An 18,755-nucleotide genomic window follows, 5' to 3' on the forward strand; every position below is an offset into this window, starting at 1 on the left:
AGTAATCTGAACGGTTTTTTATATATCTGAATGAATATTATTCTCCAGCTTTCTCTTCTGTAGAATCAGTAGTTTCTGCTTTTGGCTCTTCTACTTTTTCTTCTGCTACAGGAGCTTCAGCAACTACAGCTTCTTTCTTTGTAGCTGTTGTAGATCTTCTGCTTCTTCTTGTAGTCTTCTTCTCCTCAGCATTAGGGTTGTAAAGCTCGTTGAAATCAACCAACTCGATAAGAGCAGTATCTGCAGCATCACCAGGTCTGAAACCAGTTTTGATGATTCTCGTATAACCACCGTTTCTTTCAGCGATTTTCGGAGCTACAGTTCTGAACAATTCAGTAACCGCTTCTTTATTTTGAAGATATGAAAAAACAATTCTTCTGTTGTGAGTAGTATCTTCTTTTGCTTTAGTTAATAGAGGCTCAACATATACTCTTAAAGCTTTAGCTTTAGCTACAGTAGTGTTGATTCTTTTATGCTCAATTAGAGAACAAGCCATATTAGAAAGTAAAGCGCTTCTGTGAGAAGCTGTTCTTCCTAAGTGATTGAATTTTTTACCGTGTCTCATTATTTTTTAATTATCAGCGTCTAATTTATATTTTGCAACGTCGAAACCGAAGTTAAGACCTTTTGAATGCACCAATTCTTCTAGTTCTGTCAAAGATTTTTTACCAAAATTTCTGAATTTCATCAAATCAGACTTACTGTAAGAAACAAGCTCACCAAGAGTTTCTACTTCAGCTGCTTTAAGACAGTTAAGGGCTCTTACGGAAAGATCCATATCTGCTAATTTAGACTTAAGCAATTGTCTTGTGTGAAGAGTCTCTTCATCGTACTGGATCGATGCTTTTACCGCTTCTGTTTCAAGAGTGATTCTCTCATCGGAGAACAACATGAAATGATAAATCAATATCTTGGAAGCTTCTGTTAAAGCATTCTGAGGACTGATGGAACCATCAGTTTCTATATCTAATACAAGTTTTTCGTAGTCTGTTTTTTGCTCTACACGATAATTTTCAATGCTGTATTGTACTTTCTTGATTGGCGTAAAAATAGAGTCGATGGCAATAGTACCGATAGGTGCATTGTTCGACTTATTTTGTTCAGAAGGAACATACCCTCTTCCTTTTTCTATATTGAAAGTAATTTCGAAAGTTACATCACTGTTTAGGTTGCAGATCACCAATTCCGGGTTCAGTACCTGGAATCCGTTGATAGACTTCCCTAAATCTCCAGCAGTAATAACCGTCTGCCCCGAAACTTTGGCTACAACCTGCTCACTAGTCTGGTTTTCTGCCGTAGATTTTAGTCTTACCTGCTTAAGGTTAAGAATAATTTCGGTAACATCTTCGATTACTCCTGAAATAGTTGAAAATTCGTGCTCTACACCTTCTATTTTGATAGATGAAATAGCATAACCTTCCAGAGAAGAAAGCAACACTCTTCTCAAAGCATTACCGATTGTAAGCCCGAAACCTGGTTCTAGTGGTCTGAATTCAAATTGACCTCTAAATTGATCAGAGTTAAGTAAAATTACTTTATCGGGTTTTATGAATTGTAAAATTGCCATATTATTGGGTTGAGCAAAAATTTGATTAAAAAATTATTTAGAGTAAAGTTCGACAATAAGCTGTTCCTTGATGTCCTCCGGAATCTGGATTCTCTCAGGAGCAGAAATGAAGGTACCTTCTTTCTTCTCATCGTTGAATTGTAACCACTCATAATTTGCTTTAGAAGCCAATGCATCAGTAACCACTTCAAGAGACTTAGATTTTTCTCTTACTGCAATTACATCACCTGCTTTTACCAAATACGAAGGGATATTTAGAATTTCTCCGTTCACTGTAATATGTCTGTGAGAAACCAATTGTCTAGCAGCAGATCTTGTTTTAGCAAAACCGAATCTGTATACTACGTTATCCAATCTGGACTCGCAAAGTTGCAATAACACTTCACCGGTTACCCCTTTGCTTCTGTGTGCTTTTTCGAAAAGGTTAGAAAACTGTCTTTCTAAAATACCGTATGTATATTTAGCTTTTTGCTTTTCCATCAACTGAACAGCATATTCAGATTTCTTTGCTCCTCTTCTTTTGTTAACACCGTGTTGTCCTGGCGGTTGGTTTTTTCTTTTTTCGAAGTTTTTATCATCTCCGTAGATTGCAGCACCAAACTTTCTAGCAATCTTTGTTTTAGGTCCAATATATCTTGCCATAATGGGTAAATTCTAAAAATTAAACTCTTCTTCTTTTTGGTGGTCTACATCCATTATGTGGCATAGGAGTCACATCAATGATTTCGCTAACTTCAATTCCTGAATTGTGGATGGTTCTGATTGCAGATTCTCTACCTGCTCCAGGACCTTTCACAAACACCTTTACTCTTCTAAGACCAGCTTCATGGGCTACATTAGAGCAATTTTCAGCTGCCATTTGAGCAGCAAATGGAGTATTCTTTTTAGAACCTCTGAAACCCATTTTACCGGCAGATGCCCAAGAGATAACTTCTCCGTTTTTATTTGTTAAAGAAATGATGATGTTATTGAAAGAAGCCTGAATATGCGCTTCTCCAATAGCTTCAACTTTTACTTTTCTTTTTTTAACTACTTTAGTTTGTTTTGCCATAATTCCTAACGATTATTTACTAGCTTTTTTCTTGTTAGCAACAGTTTTTCTCTTTCCTTTACGGGTTCTCGAGTTGTTTTTCGTTCTCTGGCCTCTTAAAGGTAGTCCTAGTCTGTGACGTATTCCTCGTTGGCATCCTATGTCCATTAATCGCTTAATGTTCAATTGCACTTCAGATCTTAATTCTCCTTCTACTTTTACGTTTTCTGAGATATACGTTCTGATGGCAGCCAATTCATCGTCATTCCATTCGTTGACTTTCTTGTCTTCGCTGATACCGGCAGCTTTAAGGATTTCTGAAGATGTACTTCTTCCGACTCCGTAGATGTAAGTTAAACCGATAACACCTCTTTTGTTTTTTGGTAAATCAATACCGGAAATTCTCGCCATAATTTAATGTTAGCCTTGTCTTTGTTTAAATTTTGGGTTTTTCTTGTTGATTACGAACAGTACACCTTTTCTGCGTACGATCTTGCAATCAGCACTTCTTTTTTTAATTGATGCTCTTACTTTCATTTGATAGTATTTATTTTTTTAACTGCCGAACGTAATCTTGCGATTTCATCTGATAGTATTTATTTTTTAACAATAGCCAAACGGAATATGCATTCCGTTTGGCGGTTGTTTAATATCTAAATGTAATTCTCCCTTTGGTTAAATCATAAGGAGACATTTCTAATTTTACCTTATCTCCGGGTAAAAGTTTAATATAATGCATTCGCATTTTACCAGAAATATGAGCGATAAGAATATGCCCATTCTCCAGTTCTACACGGAACTGGGCGTTCGAAAGTGCTTCCGTGATAACGCCGTCTTGTTCAATATGTTTTTGTTTTGCCATAAATTAATATCCAGTCGTTCTTGATAATTTAGACTGCATTAAGCCATCATAATGATGATTCAGCAGATAGGTATTAATCTGTTGAACAGTATCTAAAATTACTCCCACCATAATCAATAATGATGTTCCCCCGAAAAATAAGGCGAACGCATCTGTCTGAACAAAGCTTCCATGCACTATTGCCGGAAGGACTGCAAAGATAGATAAAAAAATTGCACCTGGCAAGGTAATTTTTGATAAAATATCATCTAAATAATCAGCTGTTTCTTTTCCTGGTCTTACCTTGGGTACCAGGCCTCCGTTTCTCTTCAGATCATCAGCCATTTGGTTCACGGGAATGGTAATTGCAGTATAGAAAAACGAGAAGATAATAATTAACAGGGCAAACAATACGTTGTACTGCCAGCTAAAAACATTCTTGAAACCTGCAAGAAAAGTATTAGATTCATCTACTTTGGTTAATAACCCCGGTACGAACATCAATGCCTGGGCAAAGATGATCGGCATTACACCGGCAGCATTTACTTTCAACGGAATCCACTGTCTTGCTCCCTGCATAAGATTTCTGTTGACACCTCCTCTTGCCTGAGCTCTGCTTACATATTGGATAGGGATTTTTCTTACCGCAACGGATAATACCACTGCTAAAAGAACCACCAACATCCAGAATATTACTTCAATAAGGATCATGATTGATCCCATCCCTCCTTTTCCGTTCTGCACTGCCATTTCCTGTACGAATGCTTCAGGCAACCTTGAAAGGATTCCCACCATAATAAGGATGGAAATACCGTTCCCGATACCTTTGTCGGTGATTTTCTCACCCAACCACATTGCGAATACTGAACCGGCAACCAAAATAACAATACTTGGTAACCAGAACATGATAGAAGTTGGCTCTACATAATATGCAGACTGGAACTGAGCATACGGTAAAAACAGTTGAGTGATCGAGGTTAAATAAGAAGGAGCCTGTACTAAACACACCCCGATAGTCAACCATCTGGTAATCTGATTCAACGTATTTCTACCTGACTCTCCATCTTTCTGAAGCTTCTGAAGATAAGGAATAGCCATCCCCATCAACTGAACAATAATAGAAGCAGAAATATAAGGCATAATTCCTAACGCCATTACGGAAGCATGGCTAAAAGCCCCTCCTGTAAATGACGAAAGCAAGCCAAGAAGACCTGCTCCCTGCTTGTTTCCGCCTTGATTTTTATAATGCTCTAAGAGATCTCCCACTTGTGCAAGGTTAATTGCAGGCAGTGAGATATAAGATGCGAATCTATACACAAGAATAATCCCTAAAGTGAAGATAATTTTATCTCGTAATTCTTTAAGGCTCCAAATATTTTTGAGTGTTTGTATAAATTCTTTCATTAGTTATTATTATAAGGTAATTGCTTGTCCACCTGCTTTAGTGATAAGCTCTTCAGCAGATTTAGTGAATTTGTCAGCCGAAATTGAAACCGCAGATTTCAATTCTCCTCTACCCATAATTTTCACTAATTCGTTTTTAGTTGCTAAACCGTTTGCTACCAAAACTTCTTTCGTGATATCTCCAGATACAGATTTGTTATCAATCATAATCTGAATATCATCTAGGTTGATTGCTCTAAATTCTTTTCTGTTTACATTTTTGAAACCGAATTTAGGTAATCTTCTTTGTAAAGGCATCTGACCTCCTTCAAAACCGATTTTCTGAGAATAACCAGCTCTTGCTTTCTGTCCTTTGTGACCTTTGGTAGAAGTACCTCCTTTTCCTGTTCCCTGTCCTCTACCAATTCTTTTTGAATTGAAAGTAGATCCTGCAGCAGGTTTTATATTATTTAAATTCATTTTAATTTCTTTTTTAAAAATTATTTTTGAACTTCAAGTAAATGACTAACTGCAGCTATCATTCCTAAGATAGAAGGAGTAGCTTCATGTTCTACAACTTGGTGAAGTTTCTTAAATCCTAATGCCTCAAGCGTTCTCTTTTGGGTTTTTGTTCTGCCAATAGCGCTTCTTACTTGCTTTACTTTAATTGTTGCCATTGTTTATATATTAACCGTTAAACACTTTAGTTAAAGAAACTCCTCTCATTCTTGCAATTTCTTCAGGTCTTCTAATATCTAACAATGCTTTGAAAGTTGCCTTTACCACATTGTGAGGGTTTGAAGATCCTTTAGATTTTGAAAGGATATCATGAACACCGGCAGATTCAAGTACCGCTCTTACCGCACCACCGGCAATAAGCCCTGTACCGTGAGAAGCTGGTCTTAAGAAGATATCTGCACCACCATATCTGGCAGAAGTCTGGTGAGGAATAGTATGGTTCATTACAGGAACTTTTACTAAGTTTTTCTTAGCATCTTCTACTGCTTTAGCAATAGCAGAAGCAACTTCCTTAGATTTTCCTAAACCAAAACCGATGGTACCCGCTTCGTCTCCAACTACAACGATTGCAGAAAATCCGAAAGCTCTACCTCCTTTGGTTACTTTTGTTACTCTGTTAACAGCTACGAGACGATCTTTAAGTTCTAATCCTCCCGGTTTTACTCTTTCTATATTATCTAGTCCTAACATATTTTCCGAAATTTAATGATTAGAATTTAAGTCCTCCTTCTCTCGCACCGTCAGCAAGAGCCTTAACTCTTCCGTGATATACGAATCCGTTTCTATCAAATACTATATTTTCGATTCCTGCAGCGATAGCTTTGGCAGCGATAGCCTTACCTACAGCAGCAGAAACATCAGTTTTTGTTCCGTTAGCCTCAACACCTTTCTCTCTTGAAGAAGCAGAAGCTAAAGTTTTTCCACTGTTATCGTCGATTAACTGAGCGTAAATTTCCTTATTACTTTTGTATACAGATAATCTTGGCAATTCAGAAGATCCGGAGATTTTTCCTCTTACTCTTCTTTTGATTCTTATTCTTTTTTCTAATTTACTTAATGCCATAATACTTATAATTTATTAAGCAGATTTACCAGCTTTACGTCTAACAATTTCTCCTACGAATCTTACCCCTTTTCCTTTGTAAGGCTCAGGTTTTCTGAAAGAACGGATCTTTGCAGCGACCATCCCCAGAAGTTGGTTGTCGTGAGACGTTAAAGTAATAATCGGGTTTTTACCTTTTTCAGTCAATGTATCAACTTTTACTTCGGTTGGAAGCTCCAATATGATACCGTGAGAGAATCCTAAAGCCAATTCAAGTTTCTGACCTGAATGTGAAGCTCTGTATCCTACCCCTACGAGTTCCAGTTTCTTTTCGAAACCTGTATTAACACCAACAATCATATTGTTGATTAACGCTCTGTATAAACCGTGAAGCGCTTTGTGTTGCTTAGAATCAGATGGTCTGTTTACGTTAAGCTCACCATCTTTTTGTTCTAAAGTAATTCCTGCCGTAAGCTCCTGAGAAAGTTCTCCTTTAGGACCTTTTACGGTTACTACACTGTTATTTTCAGTGATGGTAACACCAGCTGGAACTGTTATAATTGCTTTACCAATTCTTGACATTTTCCTGTGATTAAAAATTAATAAACATAGCAGATTACTTCACCGCCTACTTTCTCTTCTCTTGCTTTCTTGTCAGTCATTACTCCTTTGGAAGTAGAGATGATAGAAATACCCAAACCGTTTAGTACTCTTGGAAGTTCAGTAGAACCTTTGTACTGTCTCAAACCTGGTCTTGAAGCTCTTTGAATAGACTTGATAGCCGGTTTGTTGGTTTGCTTGTCGTACTTTAAAGCGATTTTGATTGTACCCTGAACAGCGTTTTCTTCAAACTTAAAGTTTAAAATATACCCCTGATCAAATAAAATCTTAGTAATCTCCTTTTTGATTTTCGATGCAGGAATTTCCACCACCTTGTGGCCTGCGCTTTGTGCGTTCCTTACTCTTGTTAGGAAATCTGAAATTGGATCTGTTACCATTTTTCTTTTATAAATTATTGGTTAATGACAATCAGTATTGAAAAGACTTGAAGATTAAAGACTATACGGTTCCGAATATATCTTCGCCTGATCTCTTTACCTTCAGTATCTCAACAACTTAATTGTCACTTTTATTTTTTTAATTTCATTTTTATTCTAATAAACATAACCAAAACGAAGATTAGTTTGCCAGAGAAATAATAATTTTCCTGAGCGGGTGCAAAAATACAAAAAAAAAATTAATACTATTTATTTTTTTTCTGCCTCTAAGCCAGCTTAATCTTGTACTCTATTTATTAAAATACAGCTGACTTATAAAATATAGAAGTCAGCTGTAAAAATTTTCATTGCTTACCAACTAGCTTTTTTAACTCCCGGGATAAGACCGTTATTCGCCATTTCTCTGAAAGTTACTCTGGAAATTCCGAACGTTCTCATATATCCTCTTGGTCTTCCTGTTAATTTACATCTGTTGTGTAATCTTACAGGAGAAGCATTTTTAGGTAATTTCTGAAGTGCTTCATAATCACCTGCTTCTTTAAGAGCTTTTCTTTTGTCAGCGTATTTAGCAACCAGTGCTTCTCTCTTGCGCTCACGCGCTTTCATTGATTCTTTAGCCATTTCTTAGTTCTTTTTGAATGGTAAACCGAAGTGAGTTAATAATGCTTTCGCTTCTTTATCTGTTTTTGCAGTAGTAACAAAAGTGATGTCCATCCCCTGGATTTTTTTCACTTTATCGATAACGATCTCAGGGAAAATGATCTGCTCAGTAATTCCTAAGTTATAGTTACCTCTACCGTCGAAACCGTCAGCCTTAATTCCAGAGAAATCTCTGATACGTGGCAATGCAGAAGAAGTTAATCTGTCTAAGAACTCATACATTTTGTTAGCTCTTAAAGTAACTTTAGCTCCTACAGGCATTCCTTTTCTCAATTTAAAGGCAGCCTCATCTTTCTTAGAGATAGTACCAACAGCCTTTTGACCGGTGATATTTGTAAGCTCTTCTACAGCATAATCAATGATTTTTTTGTCTGCAGTGGCATCACCTAATCCTTGAGAAAGAATGATTTTTTCCAATTTAGGTACTTGCATTACTGACTTGTACCCAAATTCTTCCATCATTGCAGGAACAATTGTTTCTTTATATGCTTTCTTGGGTCTTGCTATATATTCCATGTGTTCTTAAAAATTATAAAGTTTCACCCGTTTTTTTATCGATTCTTACTTTCTTATCTCCTTCAGTCTTGTAACCTACTTTGATTGCTTTTCCGTCTTTACCAACTAAAGCAACGTTTGAGATATGAATAGAAGCTTCTTTTTCAGTAATTCCTCCCTGAGGATTTGAAGCGGAAGGCTTAACGTGTTTTTTAACGATGTTAAGTCCTGCAACAATAACTCTAGGGTCTCTTCCTTCTTTTTTAATCACTTCAATAACTTCACCAGTTTTACCTTTGATATCTTTCTTACCAGTAGTAATGATTACGTTATCTCCTCTTTTTATTTTTAACTTTGACATTTTCTTTTAAAAATTTTTAAAATTAAAGTACTTCAGGAGCTAATGAAATGATTTTCATATATTCTTTGTCTCTCAACTCACGGGCAACCGGTCCGAAAACACGGGTTCCTCTCATTTCTCCTGCTGCGTTTAGCAATACACAAGCGTTGTCTTCGAACTTGATGTATGAACCATCTTTTCTTCTTACCGCTTTTTTAGTTCTTACTACGACAGCTTTAGATACCTGGCCTTTCTTTGCGTTTCCTGATGGTGTGGAATCTTTGATAGTAACAACGATTTTATCACCAACTGAAGCATATCTTCTTCTGGTTCCTCCCAGAACTCTGATAACCAATACTTCTTTAGCACCTGTATTATCAGCAACTTTTAATCTTGATTCTGTTTGTAACATTATTACTTAGCTTTTTCAATGATTCTTACTAATCTCCATCTCTTGCTCTTGCTCATAGGTCTAGTTTCCTGGATCAGAACTGTATCACCTTCTGTGCATTCGTTGTTTTCGTCATGTGCAGTATATTTTTTCGTTTTCAAAACGAATTTACCGTACATCGGGTGCTTTACTCTTGTAGTTTCGCTAACAACAATAGTTTTTTCCATTTTATTGCTGGAAACCACTCCGATTCTTTCTTTTCTTAAATTTCTATCCATTGTAAAAGGAAATTATTGTTTGTTAGTTAACTCAGTATTTAGTCTAGCGATTGTTTTTCTCAAATCTCTGATTTGGATCGGGTTTTCAACTGGGCTGATTGCATGAGCCAATTTCAATTTAGAATATTGAGCTTTTGCTTCAGTAAGTTGAGCTTGAAGATCACCCGCGCTTAAATTTTTAATATCAGCTTTTTTCATTGTATACAAAGATTAAAGAGGTTTAACAAAATCGTTAGCCACTATGAATTTGGTAACTACCGGTAATTTCTGTGCTGCAAGTCGAAGAGCTTCCTTAGCAATTTCGTAAGGTACACCTCCTACTTCAAACATAATTTTACCAGGTTTTACTACAGCTACCCAATATTCCACGGCACCTTTACCTTTACCCATCCTTACTTCGGCTGGTTTCTTGGTAATCGGCTTATCCGGGAAGATTTTGATCCATAACTGACCTTCTCTCTTCATATATCTTGTTGCAGCAATACGCGCAGCTTCAATTTGTCTCGCAGTGATCCAAGCACCTTCTGTCGCCTTGATCCCGAAAGTTCCATAAGCAAGTTGGCTCCCTCTCTGGGCACTCCCCTTCATCTTCATCTTATGAACTCTACGGAACTTGGTTCTTTTTGGTTGTAACATAATTTCTAAATTTTAGATTTTAGATTTTAGATTTTAGATTTTTTTTATTTTAAAAAAGTAACGGTAATTTAAAATTCAAAATTTCTATCTAAAATTTTTAATTATTATTGTTATTATTGTTATTGTTTTTTCTAGGTCTTCTGTTGTCTCTGTCTCCTCCTCTGTTATCTCTTCTATCTCCAGACGGACCTCCTTTTTTCTGTTGTCCCACTAGAGGAGAAAGTTCTCTTTTACCGTAAACTTCCCCTTTCATGATCCAAACTTTTACGCCTAGCTTACCGTACTGAGTAAGTGCTTCACCAATATGGTAATCGATATCTGCTCTGAAAGTAGACAAAGGAATTCTTCCGTCTTTGAAAGATTCGCTTCTTGCCATTTCAGCACCGTTCAATCTACCAGAGATCTGAACTTTGATACCTTCAGCACCCATTCTCATGGTACCTGCGATAGCCATCTTAACCGCTCTTCTGTAAGAGATTCTGTTTTCGATTTGCTTAGCGATGCTGTCTGCAACCAATACTGCGTCAAGCTCAGGTCTTTTAATTTCGAAGATGTTGATCTGAATATCCTTTTTAGTCAATTTCTTCAACTCTTCTTTCAGTTTGTCAACTTCCTGACCTCCTTTCCCGATGATTAATCCCGGTCTGGCGGTAGTGATTGTAACTGTTACTAATTTTAATGTTCTTTCAATATAAATTCTTGAAATACCACCTTTAGATAATCTAGCTTCAAGGTATCTTCTGATTTTGTAGTCTTCAGCGATTCTGTCTCCATAATCGTTTCCACCAAACCAGTTAGAATCCCATCCTCTGATGATACCTAATCTATTACCAATTGGATTTGTCTTCTGTCCCATACCTTGATTAATTTTCTTTTGTACCTAAGATTAGTGTAATGTGGTTTGATCTTTTTCTGATTCTGTACCCTCTACCTTGCGGAGCCGGTCTCAGTCTCTTCAATTGTCTTGCACTGTCTACAAAAATTTCTTTAACGATAAGGTTTGCTTCTTCAATATCAGCACCTTCGTTTTTAGACTGCCAGTTTGCCATTGCAGAAAGTAAAACTTTCTCCAATTTGTTGGAAGCGTCTTTTTTAGAATATTTTAGAATATATAAAGCTTTGTCTACTTCTACTCCTCTGATGATATCAGCTACCAATCTCATTTTTCTCGGAGAAGATGGGCAATCATTATGTAATGCTTTTGCTACATCCTGATTTGTTAATTTACGTGCTAATGCACTTTCTCTTTTTCTTGATCCCATGATTATCTGCTACCTTTATTTTTGTTACCACCATGACCTCTGAAAGATCTTGTTGGAGAAAATTCGCCTAACTTGTGACCTACCATGTTCTCTGTAACGTAAACAGGGATAAAAGATTTCCCGTTGTGTACAGCGATAGTCTGTCCTACGAAGTCCGGAGAGATCATAGACGCTCTAGACCAAGTTTTGATAACTGTCTTTTTACCAGACTCTATATTTGCCTGAACCTTCTTATCTAAAGTATATGCGATGAATGGTCCTTTTTTAAGTGATCTTGCCATAATTATTTTCTTTTAGATATGATATGACGGTTAGACGCTTTATTTTTCTTTCTGGTTTTGTAACCTTTAGCCGGCTTACCATTTCTAGATCTTGGGTGACCTCCGGAAGAACGTCCTTCACCACCACCCATCGGGTGATCCACAGGGTTCATTACTACCGGTCTTGTTCTTGGTCTTCTGCCTAACCATCTGCTTCTACCAGCCTTACCTGATACTGTCAGCTGATGATCCGAGTTGGAAACTGAACCAATCATTGCCATACATTCAGTAAGGATCATTCTTGATTCTCCTGAAGGTAATTTAATAATCGCATATTTTCCGTCTCTTGAAGTCAACTGAGCCGAAGAACCAGCACTTCTTGCTAAAATAGCACCTTGACCAGGCTTCATTTCAACACAAGAAATTACTGTACCCAATGGAATGTTTTTCAATTTCATTGCGTTTCCTACATTAGGTTCAACGCTTTCTCCTGAAACTACTTTCTGATCTACTTTGATACCGTTTGGAGCGATAATATATCTCTTCTCTCCGTCAGCATACTCCAATAAAGCGATAAATGCAGTTCTGTTTGGATCATATTCTACAGTTTTTACCGTTGCTTCAACATTTGCTTTGTTTCTTTTGAAGTCGATAATTCTGTATTTCTTTTTGTGTCCACCGCCGGTGTAACGCATGGTCATTTTACCAGTTTGGTTACGTCCACCTGACTTACTAATACCAACCGTTAGAGATTTCTCTGGTTTGTTGGTAGTAATTTCCTCAAAGTTGTTAACAACTCTGAATCTCTGTCCCGGGGTGATAGGTTTTAATTTTCTAACAGACATTACTATTATTTATAATTAATAATTAATTTACAGCAAAAATATCGATAACCTCACCTTCAGCAAGCTTGATTACCGCTTTTTTCAATTTGTTTGTCTTTCCAACCTGAAGACCTTTTTTAGTGTATTTTGAAGAAACCTTCGGAGCATAAATCATGGTGTTAACGTCTGCTACTTTTACACCGTAAGCCGCTTCTACAGCTTTTTTAATCTGGATTTTATTCGCCTTAGGATTCACTAAGAAAGAATAAGAACCTCTTAAATCCGTAAGGTAATTAGCCTTTTCTGATATAACTGGTTTAATAATAACTGACATGATTTATTTCTTTAAATTTTCCTGGAATTTTTCAACTGCACCTTCAAAGAAAACGATCTCACCTGCATTTACCAAGTCGTAAGAACTCACTTCGTTGAAGTTCATCACTTTGGTCTTAGGCAAGTTTCTTGAAGATAAATATACATTCTTGTTCGCTTCAGGAAGAATAAACAAAGATTTTTTACCGTTCAATGTTAATGCATCTAATAAAGTAATGAAATCTTTCGTTTTAGGAGCGTCTAAGCTCAAATCTTCTAAAACCCTGATGCTGTTGTCTCTCATTTTCTGAGATAAAACAGATTTTTTAGCTAATCTCTTAAGAGCCTTGTTCAATTTGAATCTGTAGTCTCTTGGTTTTGGTCCGAATACTCTACCTCCACCTCTGAAAGTTGGAGATTTGATATCACCATATCTAGCAGAACCAGATCCTTTTTGCTTCTTAAGCTTCTTAGTAGAAGCAGTGATTTCGCTTCTTTCTTTTGATTTATGAGTCCCTTGTCTCTGTGCGGCAAGGTACTGTTTAACTTCTAAGTAAACCGCGTGCTGATTTGGCTCAATTCCGAATACTGTTTCGTCTAGAGTTACTTTTCTTCCGGTCTCTTTTCCTGATGTATTTAATACTACTAGTTCCATTTTCTGATAATTACATAAGAATTTTTAGCTCCCGGAACAGCACCTTTTACTACTAAAAGATTTTGTTCTTGATCCACTTTTAATACCTGAAGGTTTTGAACAGTTACCTGATTACCTCCCATTCTTCCAGCCATTCTCATCCCTTTGAATACTCTTGAAGGGTCTGATCCAGCACCGATAGAACCTGGAGCTCTAAGTCTGTTGTGCTGACCATGAGTTGCCTGCATTACACCTCCAAATCCGTGTCTTTTAACAACACCCTGGAAGCCTTTACCTTTTGAAGTTCCTGTTACGTCAACATATTCTCCCTCAGAGAATAAATCAACTTTTACTTCTTCTCCTACTTTTACTTCGTCAACGAATTCTCTGTAGAATTCTACCAACTTCGCTTTAGGAGCTGAACCAGCCTTTTTGAAATGACCAGCTAACGCCTTACCAACGTTCTTCTCACTCTTGTCATCGAAACCTAACTGAACTGACTTATAACCGTCTTTTTCAATGGTTCTGACCTGTAAAACCGAGCACGGACCAGCTTGAATAACTGTACAAGGAATATTTTTCCCTGCTTCGTCAAACAAAGATGTCATACCGATTTTTTTACCAATAATACCTGACATTGTTTATATAATAATAAAATTTATCTTCTGTTTCATATCATTTTGAGGAATCTAAAGTAATTTCTACGTTTGATATAGGCATACTATGTCCTAAAATGAGTGTGCAAATTTATGAATAAATTTATTACTGACAAACATTTGGTGCAAAATATTTTGATTTTTAATGGATTAGGTCATTTTTGAGAAAATCTCTCATATTCCTTTAAAATATTTTTAAACGGATCGAAAATTTAATGGTGAATGTATACTCCCACAACAATGAAAACATTTTTTAGTTTTCAATTTTTTATAATGAATACTTTTCGAAGCCCGCATTTAGCAGCTGCACTATTAAATCTTGCTCCATTAACTGCCATTAAGTCAATGAATTTGCAACTTATTTTTGAGAGACCCATGATTAAGCTCTCTTAACAGCTTTACGGTGTACTTTTTGATACCCTATTTTTTAATTCTAAATCCTTTATTAAATGAAAAAAGCACTCAGCATACTCGTATTATGCATCGGCATCCTCTCATTTGCACAATCAAAAGCTCCATTTACAGGTAAAAGAGATTTTGTTATCGAGCAGGGAACTAGCGGCTCCGGAACCCCGGCTTATTATCTGGATATAAAAAGTAACGGCGATGTCCATTTTGGCTTCCTGCAGGTTAACCAGGCCGACGGTACGGAAACGAAAGAAGAAATTAATGCCGGAAAGTATAACCCGAAAGTAATGAAAGTCCATTTTAAAACATATAATGAGACCTTTTACGTAAAATTTGATAAAGAAAAAATTTATCTTACCGATGCAAAGGGAAACATTAAAAAGTCTGATGACTGTTGTCCGGTTTCTGAAATGGCGAACATAAACTGTAATTGCGAAGGCAAGCTATACCGGTAATGAAATCCCTTACATTTTTACTGCTTTTATTCTTTTTAATTTTTTTATCGTGTACGAAGAAAGAATCCCATCCGTATACATTTTATTACTGGAAAACCAGACTTGCCCTGGACAGTAAAGAAAAGGAAGTATTGGATCGGGCTTCAGTACCTTATTTGTATACACGGTTTTTTGACATTGATAAAATTAACGGGAAATTTCAGCCTGTAGGAACCGTTACAATGACCAAAAGCTTTAGAACCGATAAAAAAATCATTCCTGTTGTTTTCATTACCAACCGCACGTTTCTTTATATTAAAAAGGAAGACATCAGATTCCTTGCACAAAGCGTTAATGATCTGATCAGGAAAAAGATCTCGCAATATGACCTTAAAACAAATCATGAAATCCAGATTGACTGCGATTGGACCGCTGGTACACGTGATGATTATTTTAATTTCCTTAAAGCATTAAAAACAATCTCAGGAAAAGACATTACCTGTACCCTGAGACTCCATCAGGTAAAAGATAAAAGCCTGACAGGGGTTCCGCCTGTAGAGAAAGTCTACCTCATGTGCTATTCCACCTCTTCCCCATTGGACCATTCAGATAAAAATTCAATTCTTGATGTAAATACTTTAAAAAGTTATCTGGACAAGATTGACGAATATCCGGTCAGGCACATTGAAGTTGCCCTTCCTATCTACTCATGGGGAATCGTCACCAATTACCTGGGAAAACATAAATTAATCAATGCACTGTCTGCAAAAGACCTGGAAAATACCAATTTTAAAAGACTTTCGGAACATGAAATTGAAATTCAGAAAGACGGATTTTATTTCGGAAATTATTTAAATAAAGGATTCAGAATTAAGATTGAGGAAATTTCCGATCAACAATTGAAGGAAGTAATTCATTTTCTGGATAAAAAAATACCTCACTTTAAAATCATCTATTATCAGTTAGACAGTAAATTTGTTACCGGACAGAATTTTATTTTCCAGTAATTATCCTAAAACCTATCTCATTTCGTTATACATAAAAACACCAAATATAATTATGAAAAAGTACCTACTTTCACTGGCTGTTGTTTCCCTTTTCTATGCGGAATCCGATGCCTGTGCATGGTCAGATCCCGACTATGAGTATTTCAACCTGTTTACCCAAAGCATCATTAAAGATAAATCTTATCTTCCTTTTCTGCACAGTTATTCAACAAGGTTCTATACCGATTTCAAACCTTCCCTGATTCCGGATGAGAATATTGAATCGTGGAAGAGATTTTTCAATAATCAGTTCACCTATTCAGAAACAGCCTACCTGGTCAATACAATGACTATGAATGAACTGAATGCTTTAAAAAAAGGCAATCCGACCAATCCGCTGTTTACAAAAGCAGGCCCCGGTTTTTATCAGAAGTACAGTGAAGCCATTGATTATCTTATAGAGGCAAAATATCTTGAACCCTATATGAGGATCAATTATGTTGAAAGTGCAGATTCATTCTATTACAGCGAACCGCAAAGCGGCAAAAATGCCACCAGCCTTGATTACAATAAAACCATTGCAGCGCTTACTTCCTTATATAATGCAGCGAGAAACCCTGAAATAAAGCAGCGGTACGGATATCAGCTTGTACGCTTCAACCATTACACCAGAAATTACGATGCCGCCCTTAAAGCTTTTAAAAGATATGTTGAACCGATCAGGTTGAAAGGAGCTCCTTATATCATGGCACTAGATCAGCTTGCCGGAGCCCAGAGAGGACTGGGAATGAGCAGCGATGCCAACTGGAACTTTTTCCAGGTTTTTAAAGACAGCAAGAGCCGTAAAGAATCTGCTTTTGTTTCCATGAAACTTTCAGATACCGCTTCATTTAACAACATCCTGAAACGAGCCTCGACTGATGATGAAAAAAACATGGCTTATTTTCTTTTGGGATACGAAGATTTTAATAACCCGATCCCGGTCATGGAGAAAATGTATGACATCAACCCCGATTCTGAGATCCTGAAAGTGATGGCTGTAAGAAGCATCAATGAACTGGAGAGAAGCTATCTTCCAATTTACTACTACCAGAATAATGATACAGGCTCTACTGTCCAGTCAGGCTCTGTAATTAAAGATTCTGACCACAGTACGGCGCCTGCAGCTGAGCCTGCAAAAAAAGAACTCTCTTTCTGGCAAAAGATCGTGCGATTTTTTAAAAATCTTTTCAGCTCAAAAAATAAAAGCAGCGACGGAAACAAATCCGGGCAAAGTGATGAAGAACTTGCAGAGAATCCAAACAGAATTCCTGTTTTCACCAAAAACAATTATTACTATGATGAGCAGACTAAAAATTTCCTGGATGATCTTGAAAAATTTACGGATAAAGCCAAAGAGAAATCCAAAGATGAATATTGGCAGATTGCGGACGCCTATCTGAAATTCCTTAAGAAGGATTATAAAGCAAGCAGTGAAATCCTGGATAATATCAAAACAGCCAATCCGGAATACCAGCAAGAAATCAAAAGAATGAAAGTGCTGAATGATATTGTGTCTCAACCCAAAATTGATGCAGCATATGAGGATCATCTGATAAAAGATTACGCTGAATATTTTATCGATAAGCCGGAAGCAAAAAAAGACAGCACTGAGAGTGATGGATATGATTATTATGATGAAGCTCCGTCAACAGCAGATTTCCTTAAAGATGTTCTGGCTAACCGTTATCTTCTCCAGGGCGAGGATGGAAAATCCTTCCTGATGAATAATAAGTTGTCTGACTTACAATATAACCCGAATTCTGCTCTGGTAAAAAGTGTAGAAGATTTTTACAGGAAACCGAATAAAACGCAGTTTGAGCAACAGATCGTTGCTAAAAATCTTAATGATGTAGGAAATATTGATGCTTTCTTTACAATTATTTACGGTGACCGTGCCATGCGGCAGGCCGATTTTGAAAAAGCAAGATCCTATTATGCAAAAGCACAGAATTTTTCCGGGATCCCAAGATCGGAATGGAACTATGACCAGAAAAAGGTAATGCCGCTTCAATACAGTGCTACCGCCTATAACGGGTTCAATAATATTTCCGACCTGGTTTTCGGTCACAACATCTTGGTTAGCTACCAAAGCAGTCCCGCAGAAAGTATGGAAAAAGAAGACTACGTGGCATTTCCTTTTATAAAGCCGGTTATGAATAAATTTCAATTGTCAGATATGCTGCTTCAGCTGAAAAAGATAGGAGCCGGCCGGGATGAAAGAGCAGCGAAGGCCAATCAGCTGATCGGTAATCTGCTATATAATACGTCCGTCTTAGGATATTACAGACAATTGTTTGTGATGGATCTTGACAATACGAATGGAGGAAAGTATGACTTCCCAGGTCCGGACCAACAGAAACCTAATCCATATTATTATAAGAATTTCCTTGACCGATCTTATATGGAGCCTGATAATTTTGATCTTGCCATCAACTATTATAAAAAAGCATTGCAGCTTTCTACCGATAAGGAGCGTAAGGCAAGGGTACTTTTCCAGATGGCCAGCGCAGAACAAGGGAAATATTATCAGTATGAGGCTAAGAATCCTTTGAAAATTGATTACTCCGATCCTAAATACGATGAGAAAAGTGGTGCTTACTTAAAGCAGCTTAGCCAGATTAAAAACCAAAAATACCGTACCTATTTCACCATGCTGAAAACACAATATGCAGATACCGAAACTGCCAAAGACCTGATGGGAAGCTGTACTTATTTCGGTTATTTTATACAGTAAACATAAATAAATTTAAAAGAAAA

31 protein-coding genes are annotated in these 18,755 nt (G+C 36.9%); 3 read left to right on the top strand and 28 right to left on the bottom strand.

The features are described from left to right. Positions 1 to 37 precede the first annotated feature (37 nt). The 28 genes from rplQ to rplC form a co-directional block, all read right to left on the bottom strand. On the bottom strand, positions 38 to 565 hold the full coding sequence (gene rplQ, locus MKJ01_RS01535; RefSeq protein WP_241632433.1) for a 50S ribosomal protein L17: 528 nt from the start codon (positions 563 to 565) through the stop codon (positions 38 to 40). 6 nt (positions 566 to 571) lie between these two features. Next, a complete protein-coding gene (locus MKJ01_RS01540) occupies positions 572 to 1,567 on the bottom strand; it encodes a DNA-directed RNA polymerase subunit alpha (RefSeq protein WP_241611437.1) in 996 nt (331 codons plus the stop codon). A 33-nt stretch (positions 1,568 to 1,600) separates the two neighbouring features. Then, positions 1,601 to 2,209: a 30S ribosomal protein S4 gene (gene rpsD / locus MKJ01_RS01545; protein ID WP_241611436.1), complete on the bottom strand. Its 609-nt coding sequence runs from the start codon at positions 2,207 to 2,209 to the stop codon at positions 1,601 to 1,603. 19 nt (positions 2,210 to 2,228) lie between these two features. Then, the gene (gene rpsK, locus MKJ01_RS01550; RefSeq protein WP_200241610.1) at positions 2,229 to 2,618 is read right to left on the bottom strand and encodes a 30S ribosomal protein S11; all 390 of its coding nucleotides are present in this window, start codon (positions 2,616 to 2,618) and stop codon (positions 2,229 to 2,231) included. A 12-nt stretch (positions 2,619 to 2,630) separates the two neighbouring features. Beyond that, positions 2,631 to 3,008, bottom strand: coding sequence for a 30S ribosomal protein S13 (gene rpsM, locus MKJ01_RS01555; RefSeq protein ID WP_007839478.1), 378 nt, complete (start codon positions 3,006 to 3,008; stop codon positions 2,631 to 2,633). 9 nt (positions 3,009 to 3,017) lie between these two features. Next, entirely contained in the window at positions 3,018 to 3,134 is a 117-nt protein-coding gene (gene rpmJ / locus MKJ01_RS01560) for a 50S ribosomal protein L36 (protein WP_007839480.1), read from the bottom strand. Positions 3,135 to 3,243: 109 nt separating this feature from the next. Continuing rightward, positions 3,244 to 3,459 (bottom strand): translation initiation factor IF-1, encoded by a 216-nt coding sequence (infA, locus tag MKJ01_RS01565; protein ID WP_034684855.1) that lies wholly within the window; start codon positions 3,457 to 3,459, stop codon positions 3,244 to 3,246. Between the two features lie 3 nt (positions 3,460 to 3,462). Next, positions 3,463 to 4,842 (bottom strand): preprotein translocase subunit SecY, encoded by a 1,380-nt coding sequence (gene secY, locus MKJ01_RS01570; RefSeq protein WP_241611434.1) that lies wholly within the window; start codon positions 4,840 to 4,842, stop codon positions 3,463 to 3,465. A 9-nt stretch (positions 4,843 to 4,851) separates the two neighbouring features. Beyond that, positions 4,852 to 5,301: a 50S ribosomal protein L15 gene (rplO, locus tag MKJ01_RS01575; RefSeq protein ID WP_241611432.1), complete on the bottom strand. Its 450-nt coding sequence runs from the start codon at positions 5,299 to 5,301 to the stop codon at positions 4,852 to 4,854. Between the two features lie 20 nt (positions 5,302 to 5,321). Then, complete coding sequence (rpmD, locus tag MKJ01_RS01580; RefSeq protein ID WP_007839493.1) at positions 5,322 to 5,498, bottom strand: 50S ribosomal protein L30; 177 nt, start codon at positions 5,496 to 5,498, stop codon at positions 5,322 to 5,324. A 10-nt stretch (positions 5,499 to 5,508) separates the two neighbouring features. Next, entirely contained in the window at positions 5,509 to 6,030 is a 522-nt protein-coding gene (gene rpsE / locus MKJ01_RS01585; protein ID WP_027387203.1) for a 30S ribosomal protein S5, read from the bottom strand. Between the two features lie 19 nt (positions 6,031 to 6,049). Next, positions 6,050 to 6,403 (bottom strand): 50S ribosomal protein L18, encoded by a 354-nt coding sequence (rplR, locus tag MKJ01_RS01590; protein WP_241611430.1) that lies wholly within the window; start codon positions 6,401 to 6,403, stop codon positions 6,050 to 6,052. A 15-nt stretch (positions 6,404 to 6,418) separates the two neighbouring features. Further along, a complete protein-coding gene (gene rplF, locus MKJ01_RS01595) occupies positions 6,419 to 6,964 on the bottom strand; it encodes a 50S ribosomal protein L6 (protein WP_241611428.1) in 546 nt (181 codons plus the stop codon). A 17-nt stretch (positions 6,965 to 6,981) separates the two neighbouring features. After that, on the bottom strand, positions 6,982 to 7,380 hold the full coding sequence (gene rpsH, locus MKJ01_RS01600; RefSeq protein WP_241611426.1) for a 30S ribosomal protein S8: 399 nt from the start codon (positions 7,378 to 7,380) through the stop codon (positions 6,982 to 6,984). 351 nt (positions 7,381 to 7,731) lie between these two features. Beyond that, positions 7,732 to 8,001 (bottom strand): 30S ribosomal protein S14, encoded by a 270-nt coding sequence (rpsN, locus tag MKJ01_RS01605; RefSeq protein ID WP_007839501.1) that lies wholly within the window; start codon positions 7,999 to 8,001, stop codon positions 7,732 to 7,734. Positions 8,002 to 8,004: 3 nt separating this feature from the next. Next, positions 8,005 to 8,556: a 50S ribosomal protein L5 gene (gene rplE, locus MKJ01_RS01610; RefSeq protein ID WP_039364081.1), complete on the bottom strand. Its 552-nt coding sequence runs from the start codon at positions 8,554 to 8,556 to the stop codon at positions 8,005 to 8,007. 13 nt (positions 8,557 to 8,569) lie between these two features. After that, positions 8,570 to 8,896: a 50S ribosomal protein L24 gene (gene rplX / locus MKJ01_RS01615; RefSeq protein WP_056216914.1), complete on the bottom strand. Its 327-nt coding sequence runs from the start codon at positions 8,894 to 8,896 to the stop codon at positions 8,570 to 8,572. A 22-nt stretch (positions 8,897 to 8,918) separates the two neighbouring features. Then, positions 8,919 to 9,287 (bottom strand): 50S ribosomal protein L14, encoded by a 369-nt coding sequence (gene rplN / locus MKJ01_RS01620; RefSeq protein WP_007839504.1) that lies wholly within the window; start codon positions 9,285 to 9,287, stop codon positions 8,919 to 8,921. A gap of 2 nt (positions 9,288 to 9,289) precedes the next feature. Further along, positions 9,290 to 9,544: a 30S ribosomal protein S17 gene (gene rpsQ, locus MKJ01_RS01625; protein ID WP_027387210.1), complete on the bottom strand. Its 255-nt coding sequence runs from the start codon at positions 9,542 to 9,544 to the stop codon at positions 9,290 to 9,292. A gap of 12 nt (positions 9,545 to 9,556) precedes the next feature. Beyond that, entirely contained in the window at positions 9,557 to 9,742 is a 186-nt protein-coding gene (gene rpmC / locus MKJ01_RS01630) for a 50S ribosomal protein L29 (protein ID WP_241611424.1), read from the bottom strand. Positions 9,743 to 9,754: 12 nt separating this feature from the next. Then, positions 9,755 to 10,180, bottom strand: coding sequence for a 50S ribosomal protein L16 (gene rplP / locus MKJ01_RS01635; protein WP_241611422.1), 426 nt, complete (start codon positions 10,178 to 10,180; stop codon positions 9,755 to 9,757). Between the two features lie 97 nt (positions 10,181 to 10,277). Beyond that, positions 10,278 to 11,036, bottom strand: coding sequence for a 30S ribosomal protein S3 (gene rpsC / locus MKJ01_RS01640; RefSeq protein ID WP_241611421.1), 759 nt, complete (start codon positions 11,034 to 11,036; stop codon positions 10,278 to 10,280). Between the two features lie 7 nt (positions 11,037 to 11,043). Then, a complete protein-coding gene (rplV, locus tag MKJ01_RS01645) occupies positions 11,044 to 11,442 on the bottom strand; it encodes a 50S ribosomal protein L22 (RefSeq protein WP_056026831.1) in 399 nt (132 codons plus the stop codon). Between the two features lie 2 nt (positions 11,443 to 11,444). Beyond that, positions 11,445 to 11,723, bottom strand: coding sequence for a 30S ribosomal protein S19 (gene rpsS / locus MKJ01_RS01650; protein WP_027387215.1), 279 nt, complete (start codon positions 11,721 to 11,723; stop codon positions 11,445 to 11,447). Positions 11,724 to 11,725: 2 nt separating this feature from the next. Continuing rightward, entirely contained in the window at positions 11,726 to 12,547 is an 822-nt protein-coding gene (gene rplB / locus MKJ01_RS01655; protein ID WP_241611419.1) for a 50S ribosomal protein L2, read from the bottom strand. Between the two features lie 22 nt (positions 12,548 to 12,569). Next, positions 12,570 to 12,860, bottom strand: coding sequence for a 50S ribosomal protein L23 (gene rplW, locus MKJ01_RS01660; protein WP_027387217.1), 291 nt, complete (start codon positions 12,858 to 12,860; stop codon positions 12,570 to 12,572). A gap of 3 nt (positions 12,861 to 12,863) precedes the next feature. Beyond that, the gene (gene rplD, locus MKJ01_RS01665; protein ID WP_241611417.1) at positions 12,864 to 13,493 is read right to left on the bottom strand and encodes a 50S ribosomal protein L4; all 630 of its coding nucleotides are present in this window, start codon (positions 13,491 to 13,493) and stop codon (positions 12,864 to 12,866) included. Then, complete coding sequence (gene rplC / locus MKJ01_RS01670; protein WP_241611415.1) at positions 13,484 to 14,110, bottom strand: 50S ribosomal protein L3; 627 nt, start codon at positions 14,108 to 14,110, stop codon at positions 13,484 to 13,486. The genes rplD and rplC overlap by 10 nt, the downstream gene beginning before the upstream one ends. A 467-nt stretch (positions 14,111 to 14,577) precedes the next feature. Here rplC and MKJ01_RS01675 point away from each other — a divergent pair, with 467 nt between their 5' ends. The 3 genes from MKJ01_RS01675 to MKJ01_RS01685 are packed head-to-tail and all read left to right on the top strand — an operon-like array spanning position 14,578 to position 18,732. Continuing rightward, entirely contained in the window at positions 14,578 to 14,991 is a 414-nt protein-coding gene (locus MKJ01_RS01675) for a hypothetical protein (RefSeq protein WP_241611413.1), read from the top strand. Beyond that, complete coding sequence (locus tag MKJ01_RS01680) at positions 14,991 to 15,977, top strand: hypothetical protein (RefSeq protein ID WP_241611411.1); 987 nt, start codon at positions 14,991 to 14,993, stop codon at positions 15,975 to 15,977. Before MKJ01_RS01675 ends, MKJ01_RS01680 begins: the two co-directional genes overlap by 1 nt. A 52-nt stretch (positions 15,978 to 16,029) precedes the next feature. Beyond that, positions 16,030 to 18,732, top strand: coding sequence for a hypothetical protein (locus MKJ01_RS01685; RefSeq protein ID WP_241611408.1), 2,703 nt, complete (start codon positions 16,030 to 16,032; stop codon positions 18,730 to 18,732). Positions 18,733 to 18,755: the final 23 nt, after the last annotated feature.

It is taken from the genome of Chryseobacterium sp. SSA4.19 (genome assembly GCF_022601875.1).
In the GTDB taxonomy this organism is placed as follows: Bacteria; Bacteroidota; Bacteroidia; order Flavobacteriales; family Weeksellaceae; genus Chryseobacterium.

What these genes read in the sequence shown, in the direction of transcription:
- rpsM (WP_007839478.1), bottom strand. Translation starts at nt 3,008, where the DNA reads ATGGCGAGAATTTCCGGTATTGATTTACCAAAAAACAAAAGAGGTGTT.
- rplC (WP_241611415.1), bottom strand. Translation starts at nt 14,110, where the DNA reads ATGTCAGGTATTATTGGTAAAAAAATCGGTATGACATCTTTGTTTGAC.
- MKJ01_RS01675 (WP_241611413.1), top strand. Translation starts at nt 14,578, where the DNA reads ATGAAAAAAGCACTCAGCATACTCGTATTATGCATCGGCATCCTCTCA.
- rplW (WP_027387217.1), bottom strand. Translation starts at nt 12,860, where the DNA reads ATGTCAGTTATTATTAAACCAGTTATATCAGAAAAGGCTAATTACCTT.
- infA (WP_034684855.1), bottom strand. Translation starts at nt 3,459, where the DNA reads ATGGCAAAACAAAAACATATTGAACAAGACGGCGTTATCACGGAAGCA.
- rpsH (WP_241611426.1), bottom strand. Translation starts at nt 7,380, where the DNA reads ATGGTAACAGATCCAATTTCAGATTTCCTAACAAGAGTAAGGAACGCA.
- rplQ (WP_241632433.1), bottom strand. Translation starts at nt 565, where the DNA reads ATGAGACACGGTAAAAAATTCAATCACTTAGGAAGAACAGCTTCTCAC.
- rplB (WP_241611419.1), bottom strand. Translation starts at nt 12,547, where the DNA reads ATGTCTGTTAGAAAATTAAAACCTATCACCCCGGGACAGAGATTCAGA.
- rpsD (WP_241611436.1), bottom strand. Translation starts at nt 2,209, where the DNA reads ATGGCAAGATATATTGGACCTAAAACAAAGATTGCTAGAAAGTTTGGT.
- rpsN (WP_007839501.1), bottom strand. Translation starts at nt 8,001, where the DNA reads ATGGCTAAAGAATCAATGAAAGCGCGTGAGCGCAAGAGAGAAGCACTG.
- rpmC (WP_241611424.1), bottom strand. Translation starts at nt 9,742, where the DNA reads ATGAAAAAAGCTGATATTAAAAATTTAAGCGCGGGTGATCTTCAAGCT.
- MKJ01_RS01680 (WP_241611411.1), top strand. Translation starts at nt 14,991, where the DNA reads ATGAAATCCCTTACATTTTTACTGCTTTTATTCTTTTTAATTTTTTTA.
- rplR (WP_241611430.1), bottom strand. Translation starts at nt 6,403, where the DNA reads ATGGCATTAAGTAAATTAGAAAAAAGAATAAGAATCAAAAGAAGAGTA.
- rplX (WP_056216914.1), bottom strand. Translation starts at nt 8,896, where the DNA reads ATGTCAAAGTTAAAAATAAAAAGAGGAGATAACGTAATCATTACTACT.
- rplO (WP_241611432.1), bottom strand. Translation starts at nt 5,301, where the DNA reads ATGAATTTAAATAATATAAAACCTGCTGCAGGATCTACTTTCAATTCA.
- rpsK (WP_200241610.1), bottom strand. Translation starts at nt 2,618, where the DNA reads ATGGCAAAACAAACTAAAGTAGTTAAAAAAAGAAAAGTAAAAGTTGAA.
- rplD (WP_241611417.1), bottom strand. Translation starts at nt 13,493, where the DNA reads ATGGAACTAGTAGTATTAAATACATCAGGAAAAGAGACCGGAAGAAAA.
- MKJ01_RS01540 (WP_241611437.1), bottom strand. Translation starts at nt 1,567, where the DNA reads ATGGCAATTTTACAATTCATAAAACCCGATAAAGTAATTTTACTTAAC.
- rplF (WP_241611428.1), bottom strand. Translation starts at nt 6,964, where the DNA reads ATGTCAAGAATTGGTAAAGCAATTATAACAGTTCCAGCTGGTGTTACC.
- rpsE (WP_027387203.1), bottom strand. Translation starts at nt 6,030, where the DNA reads ATGTTAGGACTAGATAATATAGAAAGAGTAAAACCGGGAGGATTAGAA.
- MKJ01_RS01685 (WP_241611408.1), top strand. Translation starts at nt 16,030, where the DNA reads ATGAAAAAGTACCTACTTTCACTGGCTGTTGTTTCCCTTTTCTATGCG.
- secY (WP_241611434.1), bottom strand. Translation starts at nt 4,842, where the DNA reads ATGAAAGAATTTATACAAACACTCAAAAATATTTGGAGCCTTAAAGAA.
- rplE (WP_039364081.1), bottom strand. Translation starts at nt 8,556, where the DNA reads ATGGAATATATAGCAAGACCCAAGAAAGCATATAAAGAAACAATTGTT.
- rpsC (WP_241611421.1), bottom strand. Translation starts at nt 11,036, where the DNA reads ATGGGACAGAAGACAAATCCAATTGGTAATAGATTAGGTATCATCAGA.
- rplP (WP_241611422.1), bottom strand. Translation starts at nt 10,180, where the DNA reads ATGTTACAACCAAAAAGAACCAAGTTCCGTAGAGTTCATAAGATGAAG.
- rpsQ (WP_027387210.1), bottom strand. Translation starts at nt 9,544, where the DNA reads ATGGATAGAAATTTAAGAAAAGAAAGAATCGGAGTGGTTTCCAGCAAT.
- rpmD (WP_007839493.1), bottom strand. Translation starts at nt 5,498, where the DNA reads ATGGCAACAATTAAAGTAAAGCAAGTAAGAAGCGCTATTGGCAGAACA.
- rpmJ (WP_007839480.1), bottom strand. Translation starts at nt 3,134, where the DNA reads ATGAAAGTAAGAGCATCAATTAAAAAAAGAAGTGCTGATTGCAAGATC.
- rplN (WP_007839504.1), bottom strand. Translation starts at nt 9,287, where the DNA reads ATGTTACAAACAGAATCAAGATTAAAAGTTGCTGATAATACAGGTGCT.
- rplV (WP_056026831.1), bottom strand. Translation starts at nt 11,442, where the DNA reads ATGGGATCAAGAAAAAGAGAAAGTGCATTAGCACGTAAATTAACAAAT.
- rpsS (WP_027387215.1), bottom strand. Translation starts at nt 11,723, where the DNA reads ATGGCAAGATCACTTAAAAAAGGACCATTCATCGCATATACTTTAGAT.